The organism is Pseudomonas sp. A25(2017) (genome assembly GCF_002001065.1).
Taxonomy (GTDB): domain Bacteria; phylum Pseudomonadota; class Gammaproteobacteria; order Pseudomonadales; family Pseudomonadaceae; genus Aquipseudomonas; species Aquipseudomonas kilonensis.
Genome location: NZ_MUOA01000040.1, coordinates 65,076 through 82,393 on the forward strand (window position 1 = coordinate 65,076; position 17,318 = coordinate 82,393).

The 17,318-nt window shown below is 62.0% G+C and carries 13 protein-coding genes; 12 read left to right on the forward strand and 1 reads right to left on the reverse strand.

The window, feature by feature from the left end; translation table 11 throughout:
• Window positions 1-95 precede the first annotated feature (95 nt).
• The 12 genes from B0E42_RS03770 (at window position 96) to B0E42_RS03825 (ending at window position 16,522) form a co-directional block, all read left to right on the forward strand.
• Window positions 96-1,397, forward strand: a complete 1,302-nt coding sequence (locus tag B0E42_RS03770; protein WP_018613437.1) for a nitrate/nitrite transporter — start codon at window positions 96-98, stop codon at window positions 1,395-1,397.
• Complete coding sequence (locus B0E42_RS03775) at window positions 1,375-2,772, forward strand: NarK family nitrate/nitrite MFS transporter (RefSeq protein WP_018613432.1); 1,398 nt, start codon at window positions 1,375-1,377, stop codon at window positions 2,770-2,772. The genes B0E42_RS03770 and B0E42_RS03775 overlap by 23 nt, the downstream gene beginning before the upstream one ends.
• A 64-nt stretch (window positions 2,773-2,836) precedes the next feature.
• A complete protein-coding gene (locus tag B0E42_RS03780; protein WP_077505743.1) occupies window positions 2,837-6,610 on the forward strand; it encodes a nitrate reductase subunit alpha in 3,774 nt (1,257 codons plus the stop codon).
• A gap of 1 nt (window position 6,611) precedes the next feature.
• Window positions 6,612-8,150 carry a nitrate reductase subunit beta gene (gene narH / locus B0E42_RS03785; RefSeq protein ID WP_018613428.1) on the forward strand — a complete coding sequence of 513 codons (1,539 nt, stop codon included), beginning with the start codon at window positions 6,612-6,614 and terminating at the stop codon, window positions 8,148-8,150.
• 2 nt (window positions 8,151-8,152) lie between these two features.
• Window positions 8,153-8,908, forward strand: a complete 756-nt coding sequence (narJ, locus tag B0E42_RS03790; protein ID WP_077505745.1) for a nitrate reductase molybdenum cofactor assembly chaperone — start codon at window positions 8,153-8,155, stop codon at window positions 8,906-8,908.
• Window positions 8,901-9,581, forward strand: coding sequence for a respiratory nitrate reductase subunit gamma (gene narI, locus B0E42_RS03795; RefSeq protein ID WP_018613426.1), 681 nt, complete (start codon window positions 8,901-8,903; stop codon window positions 9,579-9,581). The genes narJ and narI overlap by 8 nt, the downstream gene beginning before the upstream one ends.
• A 10-nt stretch (window positions 9,582-9,591) precedes the next feature.
• Window positions 9,592-10,560 carry a peptidylprolyl isomerase gene (locus B0E42_RS03800; protein WP_053179506.1) on the forward strand — a complete coding sequence of 323 codons (969 nt, stop codon included), beginning with the start codon at window positions 9,592-9,594 and terminating at the stop codon, window positions 10,558-10,560.
• A gap of 25 nt (window positions 10,561-10,585) precedes the next feature.
• Complete coding sequence (gene moaA, locus B0E42_RS03805) at window positions 10,586-11,578, forward strand: GTP 3',8-cyclase MoaA (protein ID WP_018613423.1); 993 nt, start codon at window positions 10,586-10,588, stop codon at window positions 11,576-11,578.
• 312 nt (window positions 11,579-11,890) lie between these two features.
• A complete protein-coding gene (locus tag B0E42_RS03810; protein WP_024616154.1) occupies window positions 11,891-13,906 on the forward strand; it encodes a ribonucleoside triphosphate reductase in 2,016 nt (671 codons plus the stop codon).
• A gap of 31 nt (window positions 13,907-13,937) precedes the next feature.
• Window positions 13,938-14,099, forward strand: coding sequence for an anaerobic ribonucleoside-triphosphate reductase (nrdD, locus tag B0E42_RS03815; protein WP_014339185.1), 162 nt, complete (start codon window positions 13,938-13,940; stop codon window positions 14,097-14,099).
• Window positions 14,096-14,791: an anaerobic ribonucleoside-triphosphate reductase activating protein gene (locus B0E42_RS03820; RefSeq protein WP_168188493.1), complete on the forward strand. Its 696-nt coding sequence runs from the start codon at window positions 14,096-14,098 to the stop codon at window positions 14,789-14,791. The genes nrdD and B0E42_RS03820 overlap by 4 nt, the downstream gene beginning before the upstream one ends.
• A 111-nt stretch (window positions 14,792-14,902) precedes the next feature.
• On the forward strand, window positions 14,903-16,522 hold the full coding sequence (locus tag B0E42_RS03825) for a methyl-accepting chemotaxis protein (protein ID WP_077505749.1): 1,620 nt from the start codon (window positions 14,903-14,905) through the stop codon (window positions 16,520-16,522).
• An 83-nt stretch (window positions 16,523-16,605) separates the two neighbouring features.
• On the opposite strand, the gene B0E42_RS03830 is transcribed toward B0E42_RS03825, so the two are convergent.
• The coding region (locus B0E42_RS03830; protein ID WP_077505751.1) for a transposase at window positions 16,606-17,318 on the reverse strand (713 nt) is incomplete at its 5' end.

Here is a 17,318-nt window from a genome sequence, read left to right on the forward strand (position 1 = left end):
GGCCTGTACCGCCCCGGCGCACGTTGATCCAGGTCAAGTTTTCGCGGGGTTCGTATCACTAGGCTGCGCTCATCGAACTGACGGAGTGCATCGTGATGCGAGCGCAAGTGCAACAAGGGCTGGTACTAGGGATGAGTACCCTGGCCTTCACCGTGTGCTTCATGGTCTGGATGATGTTTGCTGTGCTGGGGGTTCCGATCAAGGAACTGCTGGCCCTCAATGAAACCCAGTTTGGCCTGCTGGCCGCCACGCCGGTGTTGACCGGTTCGCTGGTGCGCTTGCCCCTGGGGCTTCTGACCGACCGCTTTGGCGGACGGATCGTGTTCTTCCTGTTGATGCTGGCCTGCGTATTGCCGCTGTACATGATCACCCTCGCCACGGCCTTCTGGCAGTTCCTGGTGCTGGGCCTGTTCGTCGGCCTGGCCGGTGGCTCGTTCTCGGTGGGCATCGCCTACGTCGCCAAGTGGTTCGACAAGCAGAACCAGGGTTTTGCCATGGGCGTGTTCGGCGCCGGCAACGCCGGTGCGGCGGTGACCAAGTTCCTCGCTCCGGCGCTGATCGCGTTCGGCAGCTGGCACCTGGTGCCGAAAGTGTTCAGCGCCATCCTGTTCATCACCGCGCTGCTGTTCTGGTTTCTCACCACCGAGAAAAAGGAACACAGCGGCACTGGCGGTGCGACGTTGCGCGAGCAATTGCAAACGCTGAAAGAGCCAGCCGTGTGGCGCTACTGCCAGTACTACTCGATCGTCTTCGGCGGCTACGTGGCCTTGGCCTTGTGGATGACCAAGTACTACGTGCAGGAATATGGCTTCAGCCTGCAAAGCGCGGCGCTGCTGGCGGCGTGTTTCTCCCTGCCCGGTGGTGTGCTGCGGGCCGTCGGTGGCTGGATGTCCGACCGCTGGGGCGCCCAGAGCGTGACCTGGTGGGTGTTGTGGGTCAGCTGGATCTGCCTGTTCCTGCTCTCCTATCCCCAGACTCAACTGCAAGTGCAGACCGTCAACGGCATCGTCGATTTCCACATCGGCCTCAACGCCACGCTGTTCACCGTGCTGCTGTTCGTGATGGGCATCGCCTTCGCGTTCGGCAAGGCCTCGGTCTTCAAGTACATCGCCAACGACTACCCGAAAAACATGGGTGCAGTGTCCGGCATCGTCGGCCTGGCCGGCGGCCTGGGCGGGTTCGTGCTGCCGATCATGTTCGGCGCCCTGGTGGACCTCACCGGCGTGCGCTCGTCCTGCTTCATGTTGATGTACGGCGTGGTCTGGGTTTCCCTGGCCTGGATGTACTTCAGCGAAATACGCAAGCGCCCGCTGCTGGGTAAACAGCCGCCGGCCACTCAATCCCCGTTTTCCAGCATTGCCCAAGGAGAAGAACATGTCCGTTCTGCAAACGCCTGAAAAGGGCCCGGTCATTCATGACTGGCGCCCGGAAGACCCTGCTTTTTGGGGCAGTAGCGGCAAACTGACCGCCCGGCGCAATCTGTGGATTTCCATCCCGGCGCTGCTGTTGGCCTTCGCGGTGTGGATGGTCTGGAGCACGGTGATCGTGCGCCTGAACGCCATCGGCTTCAGCTTCAGCACCGACCAGCTGTTCTGGCTGGCGGCATTGCCGGGGCTGTCCGGCGCGACCTTGCGCATCTTCTACTCGTTCATGGTGCCGATCTTTGGCGGGCGTCGTTGGACCGCGCTGAGCACGGCGTCGTTGCTGATACCGGCTTTGTGGATGGGCTTCGCCGTGCAGGATTCGGCCACGCCTTACAGCGTGTTCGTGCTGATCGCATTGCTTTGCGGTTTTGGTGGCGGCAACTTCGCCTCGAGCATGTCCAACATCAGCTTCTTCTACCCCAAGTCCCAGCAGGGCACGGCCCTGGGCCTGAACGCCGGGCTGGGTAACCTGGGCGTGTCGGTGATGCAGTTCAGCGTGCCACTGGTGATTTCCTTCGGTGTGTTCGGCTTCATGGGCGGTCAACCGCAAGTCCTGGCCGACGGCAGCTCGCTGTGGTTGCAGAACGCCGGCTTCATCTGGGTGCCGTTCATCCTCGCCGTGACCCTGATTGCCTGGTTCGGCATGAACGACCTGTCCAGCGCCCGCGCTTCGTTCAGCGAGCAGGCGGTGATCTTCAAGCGCAAGCACAACTGGCTGATGTGCTGGCTGTACCTGGCCACCTTCGGTTCGTTCATCGGTTTCTCCGCGGCCTTCCCGCTGCTGATCAAGACCTCGTTCCCAGAAGTCATCGCCCTGAAATTCGCCTTCCTCGGCCCGTTGGTGGGCGCGCTGGTACGGCCGCTGGGCGGCTGGCTGGCGGACAAGCTCGGTGGCGCGAAGGTCACCTTGTGGAACTTCGTGTTGATGATCGCGATGGTGTTCGGCGTCCTGCACTTTCTTCCGCAGAACGGCCAGGGCGGCAGCTTCTACGGCTTCCTGGGCATGTTCATGTTGCTGTTCATCACCACTGGCGTGGGCAACGGTTCGACCTTCCGCATGATCCCAGTGATCTTCCGCACCCTGCACGAGAAGTCCGCCCTGGGCAAGAAGCCCGAGCAACGCGAGTTGGCGCTCAAGAACGCCGGCAAGGAATCGGCCGCCGTGCTGGGTTTCAGCTCGGCCATGGGCGCCTTCGGAGCCTTCTTCATTCCCAAATCATTCGGCACTTCGATGGCCCTGACCGGCGGCCCGGAGATGGCCTTCTACATGTTCGTCGGCTTCTACCTGAGCTGCATCGTGGTGACCTGGTGGTGGTATGCCCGCAAGGGCGCCGCGACACCTTGCTAAGCCGAACCTAAACCTGCGTGGGCGGGGCGCAGACCCCGCGGAGCAAGCCTGAGAGGAACACACTGTGAGTCATTTACTGGATCAACTGCGGTTTTTCAACCGCAAGCAAGGCGAGTTTTCCGATGGTCACGGCGAGACCCGCAAGGAGTCCCGCGACTGGGAGAACGTCTACCGTTCGCGCTGGCAGTACGACAAGATCGTGCGGTCCACCCATGGGGTGAACTGCACCGGTTCGTGCTCGTGGAAAATCTACGTCAAGAACGGCCTGATCACCTGGGAAACCCAGCAGACCGACTATCCGCGTACCCGCAACGATCTGCCCAACCACGAACCACGTGGCTGCCCTCGCGGCGCGAGCTACAGCTGGTACATCTACAGCGCCAACCGGCTCAAGTACCCGAAAATTCGCAAGCCATTGCTCAAGCTGTGGCGCGAAGCCCGGCAGACCCTGCCGCCGGTGGAAGCCTGGGCCAGCATCGTCGAGGACAAGGCCAAGGCCGACTCCTATAAAAGCAAGCGCGGCATGGGCGGCTTCATCCGTTCCAACTGGGAAGAAGTCAACGAGATCATCGCCGCCGCCAACGTCTATACCGTCAAGGAACACGGCCCGGACCGGGTGGTGGGCTTCTCGCCGATCCCGGCCATGTCGATGGTCAGCTATGCCGCCGGCTCGCGTTACCTGTCGTTGATCGGTGGCGTGTGCCTGAGCTTCTATGACTGGTATTGCGACTTGCCGCCAGCGTCGCCGATGGTCTGGGGCGAGCAGACCGACGTGCCGGAATCGGCCGACTGGTACAACTCCAACTACATCATTGCCTGGGGCTCCAACGTCCCGCAGACCCGTACCCCTGACGCCCACTTCTTCACCGAGGTGCGCTACAAGGGCACCAAGACCGTGGCGATCACCCCGGACTATTCGGAAGTCGCCAAGCTCACCGACCTGTGGCTCAACCCCAAGCAGGGCACCGACGCCGCGCTGGCCCAGGCCTTCAACCATGTGATCTTCAAAGAATTCCACCTGGACAAGCCGAGCGCCTATTTCACCGAATACGCCAAGCGCTACACCGACCTGCCGGTGCTGGTGATGCTCAAACCGATGCTTGGCGCTGCGCCGGGTGCGGGTTACCAGCCGGACCGTTTCCTGCGGGCCAGTGACCTGACCGACAACCTCGGCCAGGACAACAACCCGGAATGGAAAACCATCGCCATGGATGCCGCCGGCGAACTGGTTTCGCCCCAAGGCTCCATCGGCTATCGCTGGGGTGAGAAGGGCAAGTGGAACATCCTGCCCCGTGAAGGCGGCGAGGGACGTGAGATCGACCTCAAGCTGAGCCTGATCGGCGGCGACGTCGCCGAGGTGGCGTTCCCGTACTTCGCCGGCGAAGCCCAGGAGTACTTCCAGCATGTGGCCGGTGATGCGGTGCAGTTCCGTCGGGTGCCGGTGCACAGTGTGGTGCTGGCCGATGGCAGCGTGGCGAAAGTCGCCACCGTATTCGACCTGTCGGCGGCCAACCTGGCGATCGACCGTGGCCTGGGCGGCGCCAACGTTGCCAAGGACTATAACGACGCCTCGGTGCCTGGCACCCCGGCCTGGCAGGAACAGATCACTGGCGTAAGCCGCGAGAAGGCGATCCAGATCGCCCGCGAGTTTGCCGACAACGCCGACAAGACCCGTGGACGCTCGATGATCATCGTCGGTGCGGCGATGAACCACTGGTACCACATGGACATGAACTACCGCGGGCTGATCAACATGCTCATGCTCTGCGGTTGCGTCGGCCAGACCGGCGGCGGCTGGGCCCACTATGTCGGCCAGGAAAAACTCCGTCCGCAATGCGGCTGGCTGCCCCTGGCCTTTGGCCTGGACTGGAACCGTCCGCCACGGCAAATGAACGGCACCAGCTTCTTCTATGGCCATAGTTCGCAATGGCGCCACGAGAAGATGAGCATGCACGATGTGCTCTCGCCCCTGGCCGACAAATCGCAATTCCCCGAGCACGCCCTGGACTACAACATCCGCGCCGAACGGGCCGGCTGGTTGCCGAGTGCACCGCAGCTCAACACCAACCCGCTGCACATCTGCCGCGACGCCGCCGCCGCGGGCATGGAACCCAAGGACTACGTGGTCAAGTCGCTGCAGGACGGATCCCTGCGTTTTGCCTGCGAGCAGCCGGACAGCCCGGTGAACTTCCCGCGCAACATGTTCATCTGGCGTTCCAACCTGCTGGGCTCCTCGGGCAAGGGCCACGAGTACATGCTCAAGTACCTGCTGGGCACCAAGAACGGCGTGATGAACGAAGACATCGGCCATAGCACCGAGTGCAAGCCCACCGAAGCCGAATGGGTCGACGAGGGCGCCATTGGCAAGCTCGACCTGGTGACCACCCTGGACTTCCGCATGTCCTCGACCTGCGTGTATTCCGACATCGTCTTGCCGACCGCCACCTGGTACGAAAAAGACGACATGAACACCTCGGACATGCACCCGTTCATTCACCCACTGTCGGCCGCCATCGATCCGGCCTGGGAATCGCGTTCGGACTGGGAAATCTACAAGGGCATCGCCAAGGCGTTTTCCGCCATGTCGGTCGGCCACCTGGGTGTCGAGAAAGACCTGGTCACCGTACCGCTGATGCACGACAGCGTCGGCGAGTTGGCCCAGCCATTCGGCGGCACCGACTGGAAAAGCGCCGGCGTTGCACCGGTCCCGGGCAAGAACGCGCCGAACCTGCACGTGGTGGAACGCGACTACCCGAACATCTACAAGCAGTTCACCTCCCTGGGCCCGATGCTGGAAAAACTCGGCAACGGCGGCAAGGGCATCAACTGGAACACTGATACGGAAGTTAAATTCCTCGGCGAACTGAACCACAAGGAAGTCGAGGCGGGTATCAGCCAAGGGCGGCCAAAAATCGACAGCGCCATCGACGCTGCCGAAGTGATCCTGTCCCTGGCGCCGGAAACCAACGGCCATGTCGCGGTGAAAGCCTGGGCGGCGCTGTCGGAATTCACCGGCATCGACCACAGCCACCTGGCCATCTCCAAGGAGCACGAGGCGATTCGCTTCCGTGACATCCAGGCCCAGCCACGCAAGATCATTTCCAGCCCGACCTGGTCCGGCCTGGAAGACGATCACGTGAGCTACAACGCCGGCTACACCAACGTCCACGAGTCGATCCCATGGCGCACCATCACCGGTCGCCAGCAGTTCTACCAGGATCACCCGTGGATGCAGGCGTTCGGCGAGCAGCTGATGAGCTACCGGCCACCGGTCAACACCCGCACCATCGCTGGCGTGAAGGGCAAACGCAGCAATGGCGAGACCGAGATCGTCCTGAACTGGATCACCCCGCACCAGAAGTGGGGCATCCACAGCACCTACAGCGACAACCTGCTGATGCTGACCTTGAGCCGTGGCGGACCGATTGTCTGGCTCTCGGAAATCGACGCCAAGCGCGCCGGTATCGAGGACAACGACTGGATTGAATGCTTCAACGTCAATGGTGCGCTGACCGCCCGAGCGGTGGTCAGCCAACGGGTCAAGGAAGGCATGGTGATGATGTATCACGCCCAGGAACGGATCGTGAACGTGCCGGGTTCGGAAACCACCAAGACCCGCGGCGGCCACCACAACTCGGTGACCCGCGTGGTGCTCAAGCCCACCCACATGATTGGCGGCTACGCCCAACAGGCCTACGGCTTCAACTATTACGGCACGGTCGGTTGCAACCGCGACGAATTCGTCGTGGTGCGCAAGATGGTCAAGGTCGATTGGCTCGATGGTTCCAGTGGCGATGATTTGCCGCGTCCACTGCCGACTGATATCGAGGAGAACTGAGATGAAGATTCGCTCACAAATCGGCATGGTCCTGAACCTGGACAAATGCATCGGCTGCCACACCTGCTCGATTACCTGCAAGAACGTCTGGACCAGCCGTGAAGGCATGGAGTACGCCTGGTTCAACAACGTCGAATCCAAGCCTGGCATCGGCTATCCCAAGGAGTGGGAAAACCAGGACAAGTGGAAAGGCGGCTGGATCCGTAACGCTGACGGTTCGATCAACCCGCGCATCGGTGGCAAGTTCCGCGTGTTGGCGAACATCTTCGCCAACCCGGACCTGCCGAGCCTGGACGATTACTACGAACCGTTCGACTTCGACTACCAGCACCTGCACACCGCACCGCTGGGCGAGCACCAGCCCACCGCGCGACCTCGCTCGGTGGTGTCCGGCAAGCGCATGGAGAAGATCGAGTGGGGCCCGAACTGGGAGGAAATCCTCGGCACTGAATTCGCCAAGCGGCGCAAGGACAAGAACTTCGACAAGATCCAGGCGGACATCTACGGCGAGTACGAAAACACCTTCATGATGTACCTGCCGCGCCTGTGCGAGCACTGCCTGAACCCGACGTGCGCGGCGTCGTGCCCGAGCGGTGCGATCTACAAGCGCGAGGAGGACGGCATCGTCCTGATCGACCAGGAGAAATGCCGTGGCTGGCGCATGTGCATCAGCGGCTGCCCGTACAAGAAGATCTACTTCAACTGGAAGAGCGGCAAATCGGAAAAATGCATCTTCTGCTACCCACGCATCGAAGCCGGGATGCCGACCGTCTGCGCTGAAACCTGCGTTGGACGTATCCGTTACCTCGGTGTGCTGCTGTATGACGCCGATCGCATCAGCGAAGTGGCCAGCACCGCCAATGAGCAGGACCTGTACGAGAAACAACTGGAGATCTTCCTCGACCCGAACGACCCGGCGGTGATTCGCCAGGCCCTGGCCGATGGTGTACCGCAGTCGGTGATCGACTCGGCGCAACGCTCGCCGGTCTACAAAATGGCCGTGGACTGGAAACTCGCACTGCCGCTGCACCCGGAATACCGCACCTTGCCAATGGTCTGGTACGTGCCGCCACTGTCGCCGATCCAGAACGCGGCCACGGCCGGCACCGTGGGCATGAACGGGGTGATCCCGGACGTCGACAGCCTGCGAATCCCGCTGCGCTACCTGGCGAACATGCTCACCGCCGGCGATGAAAAGCCGGTCAAGCTTGCGCTCAAACGCTTGCTGGCGATGCGTGCCTACAAACGTTCCGAGCAGGTCGACGGCGTGCAGGACCTGCAAGTGCTGGCCGACGTAGGCTTGAGCGTGAACCAGGTGGAAGAGATGTACCGCTACCTGGCCATCGCCAACTACGAAGACCGCTTCGTCGTGCCAAGCGCCCACCGCGAAGATGCCATGAGCGACGCGTTCGCCGAGCGCTCCGGTTGCGGCTTCAGCTTTGGCAGCGGTTGCAGTGGCAGTTCCGACACCAACATGTTCGGTGGCAAGAAGGCCAACCGCCGCGACGTGATCAAAACCGTGCAGTTGTGGGAGGAATGAGCATGCGCATTCTCAAAGTGATTTCGTTGCTGCTCGACTACCCGACCGAGACCCTGGTGGCCGGTCGTGACGAGCTGGAACAGGTCATTCTCCAGGCGCGGGAAATCAGTCCCGCCCAGCGCTCCGGGTTGTTCGAGTTGCTGGAGGTGATCTGCGGCAAGGACCTGATGGATGGCCAGGAGCACTACGGTGCGCTGTTCGGTCGCGGTCGTTCGCTGTCACTGCTGTTGTTCGAGCATGTCCATGGCGAATCCCGTGACCGCGGCCAGGCGATGGTCGACATGATGGCCCAGTACGAAGAGGCCGGTTTCGCCATCGGCGTCAAGGAGCTGCCTGACTACATCCCGTTGTACCTGGAGTTTCTTTCCACCCGCGAAGACATCGAGGCCCGCGAGGGCCTGGCCGATGTAGCCCACCTGCTGGCCTTGCTCGCGGCGCGCCTGGAAGAGCGTGAAAGCGCCTACGCCAGTTGCTTCCGGGCTCTGCTGCAGATATCCGGCGCAGAACCCCAGGTGGCGGTGGCCGAGATGCTTGAACAAGTAAAGGCCGAGCCACGGGATGACTCCCTCGAAGCCCTGGACAGGGTCTGGGAAGAAGAGGCGGTCGATTTCATGAAGGCCGAGCAGCAAGACCGTTGCAGCTCGATGCCAAGCGCGCCGGGCAAGGCGCGGGACGAAAGTGCGGTGCCGCTGCACTGGGTGGATTTTCAGCATGAAGGGCGGGCCGCAGCGCCAGCCGGGGAGGTGGGCAATGTCTAAATGGGATCTGTTGTTGTTCGGGGTCTACCCCTATGTCGCCCTGGCGATTTGCCTGATCGGTAGCTGGGCGCGGTTCGACCTGTCCCAGTACACCTGGAAGGCCGGTTCCAGCCAGATGCTCAACAAGCGCGGCATGCGCGTGGCCAGCAACCTGTTTCACATTGGCGTGCTGTTCGTGCTGGCCGGGCACTTCGTCGGCCTGCTGACGCCCGCGGCGATCTACCACCATGTGCTGAGCACCGAGAACAAGCAGTTGCTGGCGATGGTCTCCGGCGGTTTCTTCGGCGTGCTGGGCCTGATCGGCCTGGTGATGCTGCTCAACCGTCGCCTGACCGACCCACGGGTTCGCGCCACGTCCAGTGCCTCGGACATCCTCGTGCTGGTGGTGCTGCTGGTGCAACTGGTGTTGGGGCTGATGACCATCGTCGCGTCGACCGCCCATATGGACGGCTCGGTGATGGTGATGCTGGCCGACTGGGCGCAGAACACCGTGCTGTTGCGTCCGGTGGAAGCCGCTACCGCGATAGCACCGGTGGGCCTGGTCTACAAGCTCCACGTGGTGCTGGGCCTGACCCTGTTCGTGTTGTTCCCGTTCACCCGTCTGGTCCACATCGTCAGTGCGCCGGTCTGGTACCTGGGACGTCGTTATCAAATCGTTCGGCAGAAGTTTTGAGGAGAAGATCATGGCGAGTGGATGCGGATGTGGCGGTGGTGGTGGCGGCAGCGGCGGCTGTGGTTCTTCGGCAAAAGCGGCACCGGTGATGGCGCCGGTGGCCGATGCCGAACCGGCAGGGGCGGTGCAGTTCGAGCCGGCCCAGGCCGGGCCGGTGGCGGAAGATGAAGCGCCGCAGTTGATTGCCAGCAGTGAACAGGAGTGGCCGATCATCAGCGTCAACGGGGTGTCGATCACCCCGCAGGCGATGGCCCAGGAGCTGCAATATCACCCGGCTGACAGTCGCGAGGATGCGGTCTACCAGGCCGCTCGGGCGCTGGTGATTCGCGAATTGCTCCAGCAGCGTATCGCCGAGCTTGGCCTGGCGTTGCAGGTCGGTGCCGGGGAAAACGAAGAGGAGGCGGCGACGCGGTTGTTGCTCGAACGCGAGGTGCTGGTGCCACAGTGCGACGAGGCAACCTGCCTGCGTTACTACGAAAACAACCGGGCGCGCTTTCACAGTGCGCCGTTGCTGGCGGTGCGGCACATCCTGCTCGAATGTGCGCCGGACGATGCCGAGGCGCGCAGCCTGGCCCATGTCCAGGCCGAGCTGCTGCTGGAGCGGCTGGACCAGTTCCCGGGCAGTTTTGCCGAGTTGGCGCTGACGCATTCGGCGTGTCCATCCAAGGCGCAGGGCGGTTCGCTGGGGCAGATCAGCAAGGGCCAGACCGTGCCTGAACTGGAGCGCCAGTTGTTCACCCTGCCGGCGGGCCTGGCCAGCAAACCGCTGGAAAGTCGCTATGGCTGGCACGTGATCAGCATCGACCAGCGAATCGATGGTCAGCCGTTGCCGTATGAGGCCGTGGCGACGGCGATTCGCACTCAGTTGCAGCAGGGCGTTTGGCAAAAGGCGCTGGTGCAGTACCTGCAAACCCTGATCGGTGCTGCGGATATTCGCGGCATTCACCTTCAGGGCGCCGACTCGCCGCTGGTGCAGTGAGCACGGGCTCAATCGGGAGATCTTCATGAACGCGGTGTTGCAGGACGGGTTTGGGCGCCAGATCGATTATTTGCGGATGTCGGTGACCGATCGTTGTGATTTTCGTTGCGTGTATTGCATGGCGAAAAACATGACGTTCCTGCCGCGTCAGCAAGTCTTGACCTTGGAGGAGTTGCAGCGCCTGGCGCGGTTGTTCGTCGGCCTGGGGGTGAAGAAAATCCGCCTGACCGGTGGCGAGCCGCTGATCCGTCCGGGCATCGTCGGGCTGTGTCGCGAGATCGCGGCATTGCCCGGCCTGCGGGAACTGGTGATGACCAGCAACGGCTCGCAGCTGGGACGATTGGCCCAGCCGCTGGTCGAGGCCGGGGTCAAGCGCATGAACATCAGCCTCGACAGCCTGGACGGCGAACGTTTTCGGGCGATCACCCGCAACGGCAACCTGGACCAGGTGCTGGCCGGCATCGAAGCGGCGAAGGTCGCCGGGTTCGAGCGGATCAAGCTCAACTGCGTGGTCATGAAGGGACGCAACTTCGATGAAGTTCCGGCGCTGGTGCAGTACGCCATCGACCAACGCATCGACATCAGTTTTATCGAGGAGATGCCGTTGGGGGAGGTCGGGCGTTCCCGGGGCGAATCGTTCTGTTCCAGCGATGAGGTACGGGCCGAGATCGCCCGCCATCACCGCCTGCTCGACAGCGCCGAGAGCAGCGGCGGGCCGGCGCGCTATGTGCGCCTGGAGCGTCATCCGGATACCCGCATCGGTTTCATTTCGCCCAACACCCACAATTTCTGCGCCAGTTGCAATCGCGTGCGCATGACCGTCGAAGGGCGCTTGCTGTTGTGCCTGGGACAAGAGGACTCCCTCGACCTGCGCGGCTTGCTGCGGCGTTATCCGCTGGAAGACCAACCGGTGATCCAGGCGGTGCAACAGGCGTTGCGTGGCAAGCCACTGCGCCATGACTTCAATCCGGGTGGGGAAGTGCAGATTGTGCGGTTCATGAACATGAGTGGGGGGTGAGCAGTGCTCAGGTCCCACAAGGGGATTTGTTGTGGATACAAATCTTACAGTCACGCCGTAACCCATGTGGGAGCAAGGCTTGCCCGCGATGCAGGCGACACGGTTTAACTGCAAGACCGTGTCATCGTTCATCGCGAGCAAGCTTTGCTCCCACAGGGGATCAGGGGGCTGCCAAATGACCTTTCAGCCTGACGAATAGTCGCTGCCGATTCTTGATGTCGATCAATTGCAATCCAGCCTTTTGTCCGTACTCTCCACTGCATATTGTGTTTAAAGATATCAAAAAGCCTATATGTAGTGTTTGGAGCCAAAATGCAGAGCACGTTGATCTCAGTAGGGTGTAACCGCTTGCACAAGCGCGATGGCAGTGTGGTCGCCTTTGATGCGGACAAGATCCGCCAGGCGCTGATCGCCGCTGGCAAGGCCACCGGCGAATACGCCGAAGCCGAGGCCGAGGCGTTGCTGGAGGCGGTGTTGGCGCGGTTGGAAGGGCAGACGCGGTTAAACGTCGAGCAGATCCAGGACCGTGTCGAACGGGTACTGATGGACGCCGGTTTCTTTCTCTCCATGCGTGCCTACATCGTGTATCGCGAGCAACACGGACGCCTGCGTCGGGATCGTCGCACACTGGTGGAAGTCGCCACGTCGATGAACGAATACCTGGATCGCGAAGACTGGCGCGTGCAGGCCAACGCCAACCAGGGGTATTCCCTCGGCGGGCTGATCCTCAACGTTTCGGGCAAGGTCACCGCCAACTACTGGCTCGACGAAGTCTACAGCCAGGCCATCGGCGAGGCGCACCGCGAGGCTGACCTGCATATCCATGACCTGGACATGCTCGCTGGCTACTGTGCCGGCTGGTCCTTGCGCACCCTGTTGCACGAAGGCCTCAACGGCGTGCCCGGGCGGGTCGAGGCCGGGCCGCCCAAGCATCTGAGCAGTGCCTTGGGACAGATGGTGAATTTCCTCGGCACCCTGCAAAACGAATGGGCCGGCGCCCAGGCGTTCAGCTCGTTCGACACCTACCTGGCGCCCTATGTACGCAAGGACCAACTCAGCTACGACGAGGTCCGCCAGTCGTTGCAGGAGTTCATCTACAACCTCAATGTGCCGTCGCGCTGGGGCACGCAAACGCCGTTCACCAACCTGACATTCGACTGGGTCTGCCCGGAGGATCTGCGCGAACAGATCCCGGTGATCGGTGGCCAGGAGATGCCGTTCGCCTACGGAGACCTGCAAGCGGAAATGGAGTTGATCAACCGCGCCTACATCGAGGTGATGCAGGCCGGCGATGCGAAAGGCCGGGTCTTCACCTTCCCGATCCCGACCTACAACATCACCCATGACTTCCCCTGGGACAGCGAGAACGCCGACCGGCTGTTCGAAATGACCGCCCGCTACGGCCTGCCGTACTTCCAGAACTTCCTCAACTCGGACATGCAACCCAATCAGGTGCGGTCGATGTGCTGCCGCTTGCAACTGGACGTGCGCGAGTTGCTCAAGCGCGGCGGTGGCCTGTTCGGTTCGGCGGAACAGACCGGTTCCCTGGGGGTGGTGACGATCAACTGCGCCCGCCTGGGTTATCTGTACAAGGGCGACACCAGCGCCTTGCTGCAACGCATCGATACCCTGATGGAACTGGCGATGGAGAGCCTGGAGGTCAAGCGCAAGGTCATCCAGCATCACATGGATGCCGGTTTGTACCCTTACACCAAGCGCTACCTGGGTACCTTGCGCAATCACTTCTCCACCATCGGCGTGAATGGCCTGCACGAAATGCTGCGCAATTTCACCGATGACCAGCAAGGCCTGCACACCGAGCAAGGCCGGGAATTCGCCCTGAAACTGTTGGATCACGTGCGGGCCACGCTGCTGCGATTCCAGGAAGAAACCGGCCATCTCTACAACCTCGAAGCCACACCCGCCGAGGGCACCACGTACCGCTTCGCCAAGGAAGACCTCAAGCGCTATCCGGATATCTTGCAGGCCGGCAGCCCGGTCGCACCGTACTACACCAACTCATCGCAACTGCCGGTGGGCTTCACCGACGATCCATTCGAAGCCCTGGAGCTGCAAGACGAACTGCAATGCAAATACACCGGCGGCACCGTATTGCACCTGTACATGGCCGAGCAGATTTCCTCCACACAGGCCTGCAAGCAACTGGTGCGCAAGGCCCTGGGACGTTTCCGCCTGCCGTACCTGACCATCACGCCGACCTTTTCCATCTGCCCGGTGCACGGCTACCTGGCCGGCGAACACGAGTTCTGCCCGAAATGCGACGAGGCCTTGCTGCTGCAACAACAGCGCCAGGGCAGCGTTCACTGATCCGATCCATCGACCGCAAGGAGCTTCACCCATGAATGCATCGCAAAGTCTTCCCCAAGCACAACGTCAACGTTGCGAAGTCTGGACCCGCGTGATGGGTTATCACCGCCCGGTAACGGCCTTCAACCCGGGCAAGCAGTCCGAGCACCGCGAGCGGGTGCACTTCACCGAACGCGCGGCCGGGCGTCCATGAGTCGAGTGCTACGGGTCGGGGGCATGGTGCCCCTGACCACCCTCGATTATCCGGGCCAACTGGCGTGCGTACTGTTTTGCCAGGGCTGTGCCTGGCGTTGTCGTTATTGCCATAACCCGCAACTGATCCCGCCGCGCGGCAGCGCGGAGGTGGATTGGTGCCGGGTGCTGGCGTTCCTGCAACGTCGCCAGGATCTGCTCGACGCCGTGGTCTTCAGCGGCGGCGAACCGACTTTGCAGGACGGCCTGGCGCCGGCCATGGAGGAAGTGCGGCAGATGGGTTTTCGCATCGGCCTGCACAGCGCCGGCATCAAGCCAGCGGCCTTCGCCAAAGTGGTCGGGCTTGCCGACTGGGTGGGCTTCGACGTCAAGGCCTTGCCTGAAGATGCCCTCGATGTGACCCGGGTCGAAGGCAGCGGCCCTGCCAACTGGCGCAGCCTCGACCACCTGCTGGCCAGCGGCGTGGATTATGAATGCCGCACGACGGTGCACTGGCATCTGTTCGACCCCGAGCGGTTGCTGACCCTGGCCCGACGCTTGAGCGAACGCGGCGTTACGCGGTTCGCCGTGCAACTGGTACGCACTGCCCGGATGCTCGATCCCCACCTTTCCAGCGTCTCGGTACATGCTTTGCAGCCCGAACTATGGGCCGCCATGCGCGAGCTGTTTCCTTCGTTCGTCTTACGCAGTTGAGCGAACGTGGGGACGCGTGAGCGACAGCGGCCCGGGATAACCGGGCCCTCTTTTTTCAAGGTTTTCAAATGCGCTGCCAACCGGCAGGTAGTTGAACAGGGAGCATTTGATATGACCAGACTCACCACCGCCCAACGCATCGTGATCGGCTTTGCCATCGCGCCGCTGGCCTTGATCGCCTTGACGTTCTACGCCTTGAACGACCTGGCGATGCTGCGCGACCAGGCCGAGCAGATCGTTCGGCAGGATTGGCCGAAGATCGATCCGATCATGGTGATCGCCACGGGTGTGCGCGACAACGCCAGGAACACCCGAGACTTGCTGATCGACAAGAACAATGCGCAAGTCCAGCAATCCATCGACGCCACCCGGCAACGGATTACCCAGGCTTTCGCCACGCTTGAGCCGCTGTTCGATCAGCCTGAAGGCAAGGCCGCGTATGCCGAATTGAAGAAGCGTCGCGAGGCCTATGTGGCGGCTTTCGTCCAGGTGCAGGCGTTGATCCGCCAGGGCGCGACGGAGGAGGCGATGACGCAGCTCAAGCAAGGGGTGATTCCGGCGGAGCGCGAGGTGTACAAGAGTCTCGAAGGGATCATGGCGATGCAGGGCAAGGTCTTCGTCGAGCGTGAGCACCAGGCCCAGGCACGTTACAACGATGCGCGGCGCAACATGCTGGCGTTGGTGCTGGCTTGCCTGGCACTGGTGACGACCGTGGCGGTCCTGGTGACCCGCAGCGTGACCCGCCCCCTGGGCGGTGAGCCCAATGACGCGGCGCGGGTGCTTAACCTCATCGCCCAGGGCGACCTGACGATCCGCGTGCCCGTGGGCGTCGGCGCCAATGACAGCGTGATGAGCAACATGCACGACATGCAGCAGAGCCTCAACAGCATGGTCCGGCACATTGCGGCCTCGGTGGATCGGGTGGCCAGTTCCTCCGAAGAACTGAGCGCGGTGAGCAGCCAGACCAGCAGCACCTTGCAGTTGCAAGGGCATGAAATCGAACAGGCGGCCGCGGCCGTGAACCAGATGACTGCCGCGGTGGATGAAGTGGCGCGCAATGCGGTGAGCACCAGCGAAGCCTCGCGAGTGTCCGAGCAAACGGCCCAGCGCGGGCGTGAACAGGTCCAGGAAACGGTGGCTTCCATTACCGCGCTGGCCGAAGGTGTGACGGACAGTTCCGGGCGAATCCAACAATTGGCCGGACGGGTCCAGGACATCAGCTCGGTGCTGGATGTGATCCGCAGCATTGCCGATCAGACCAATCTTCTGGCACTGAACGCCGCCATCGAAGCGGCCCGCGCCGGCGATGCCGGGCGTGGCTTTGCGGTGGTCGCTGATGAAGTCCGGGCGCTGGCTCATCGGACCCAGGATTCGACTCGGGAAATCGAGGGCATGATCGGTAACATCCGCCTGGACAGCGGGCACGCGGTGAGCTCCATGCAGAACAACAGCGAACTGGTGCAAGCCACGCTGCTAGTGGCCCAGCGCTCCGGCGATGCCCTGGACGAAATCGCCCGCTCGATCTCGCAGATCAACGAGCGCAACCTGATGATCGCCAGCGCCACGGAACAGCAGGCCCTGGTGGCGCGAGAGGTGGACCGTAACCTGGTGGGTATCCGCAACCTCTCCGAACAGGTCATGCTGGGCGCCCGACATACCGATACGGCGGGCCAGGACCTGGCGCAGATGGCCGGCTCACTGCATGAGACGGTGGCGCGGTTCAAGGTCTAGATAGTTTATTGCGGGGCGAGATGCCCGCCGAAGTCGTAGTCACCCGACCCCCTGTGGGAGATTCTATGGTACGGGGCTACCCCTTAAATGCCCTTCGGTAAGTATTCGCTCTGGTTCTTCAGCAGGGCGAATACTACTCGGGCAAGCTTGCGGGCCAGTGCCACTAATGCTTCGGTTGTGCTGAGTCCCCGGGCCCTCAGTGCCTCATAAAAACCCTTCCATGCCGCTGTGCGCCTCGCCGACATCGCGGCGTTATGCATCAATCGACGGGCCTCTGGGTCACCTCGCTTAGACAAGCAGCGGCGTCCTTTCTTTTTCCCTGAGTCCGATATACGCAGGTCTAGGCCCAGAAAAGCGATGAAGGCATCGGCATTTCTGAAATCCCCACGCTGAAACGACGTGAGCAAACGGGCACCGTTCAACAGGCCAATGCCTTCGACTTTCATACAACGCTTGAGCTGAGCGCCCAAGCCAGCGGCTTCCAACTGCGTCTGGATTGTTTTCTCGAGCAAGATCTCCAGTCGTTGCATGGCCTTTATCTGGTTCTCAAAGGCCTTTTTGAGCAACGGTTCGTTTGACCAGCTTTGCTTGAGGCTGACGCGCGCCTGAACCAAAGCTGCCCGGCGCCGGAAAAGGCTTACAAGCCGGCAATACAGTGGCGATGGCGGGGTCCACGGGTGCAACTGGTGGCCTTCGTTGTTCAAGTAGCGAGCCAACAACCGAGCATCCAGCGCATCGGTTTTAGCGCGAACTTTCACACCTTTGCGGTAATGGCTGAGCTCGTAGCCGCCGATCA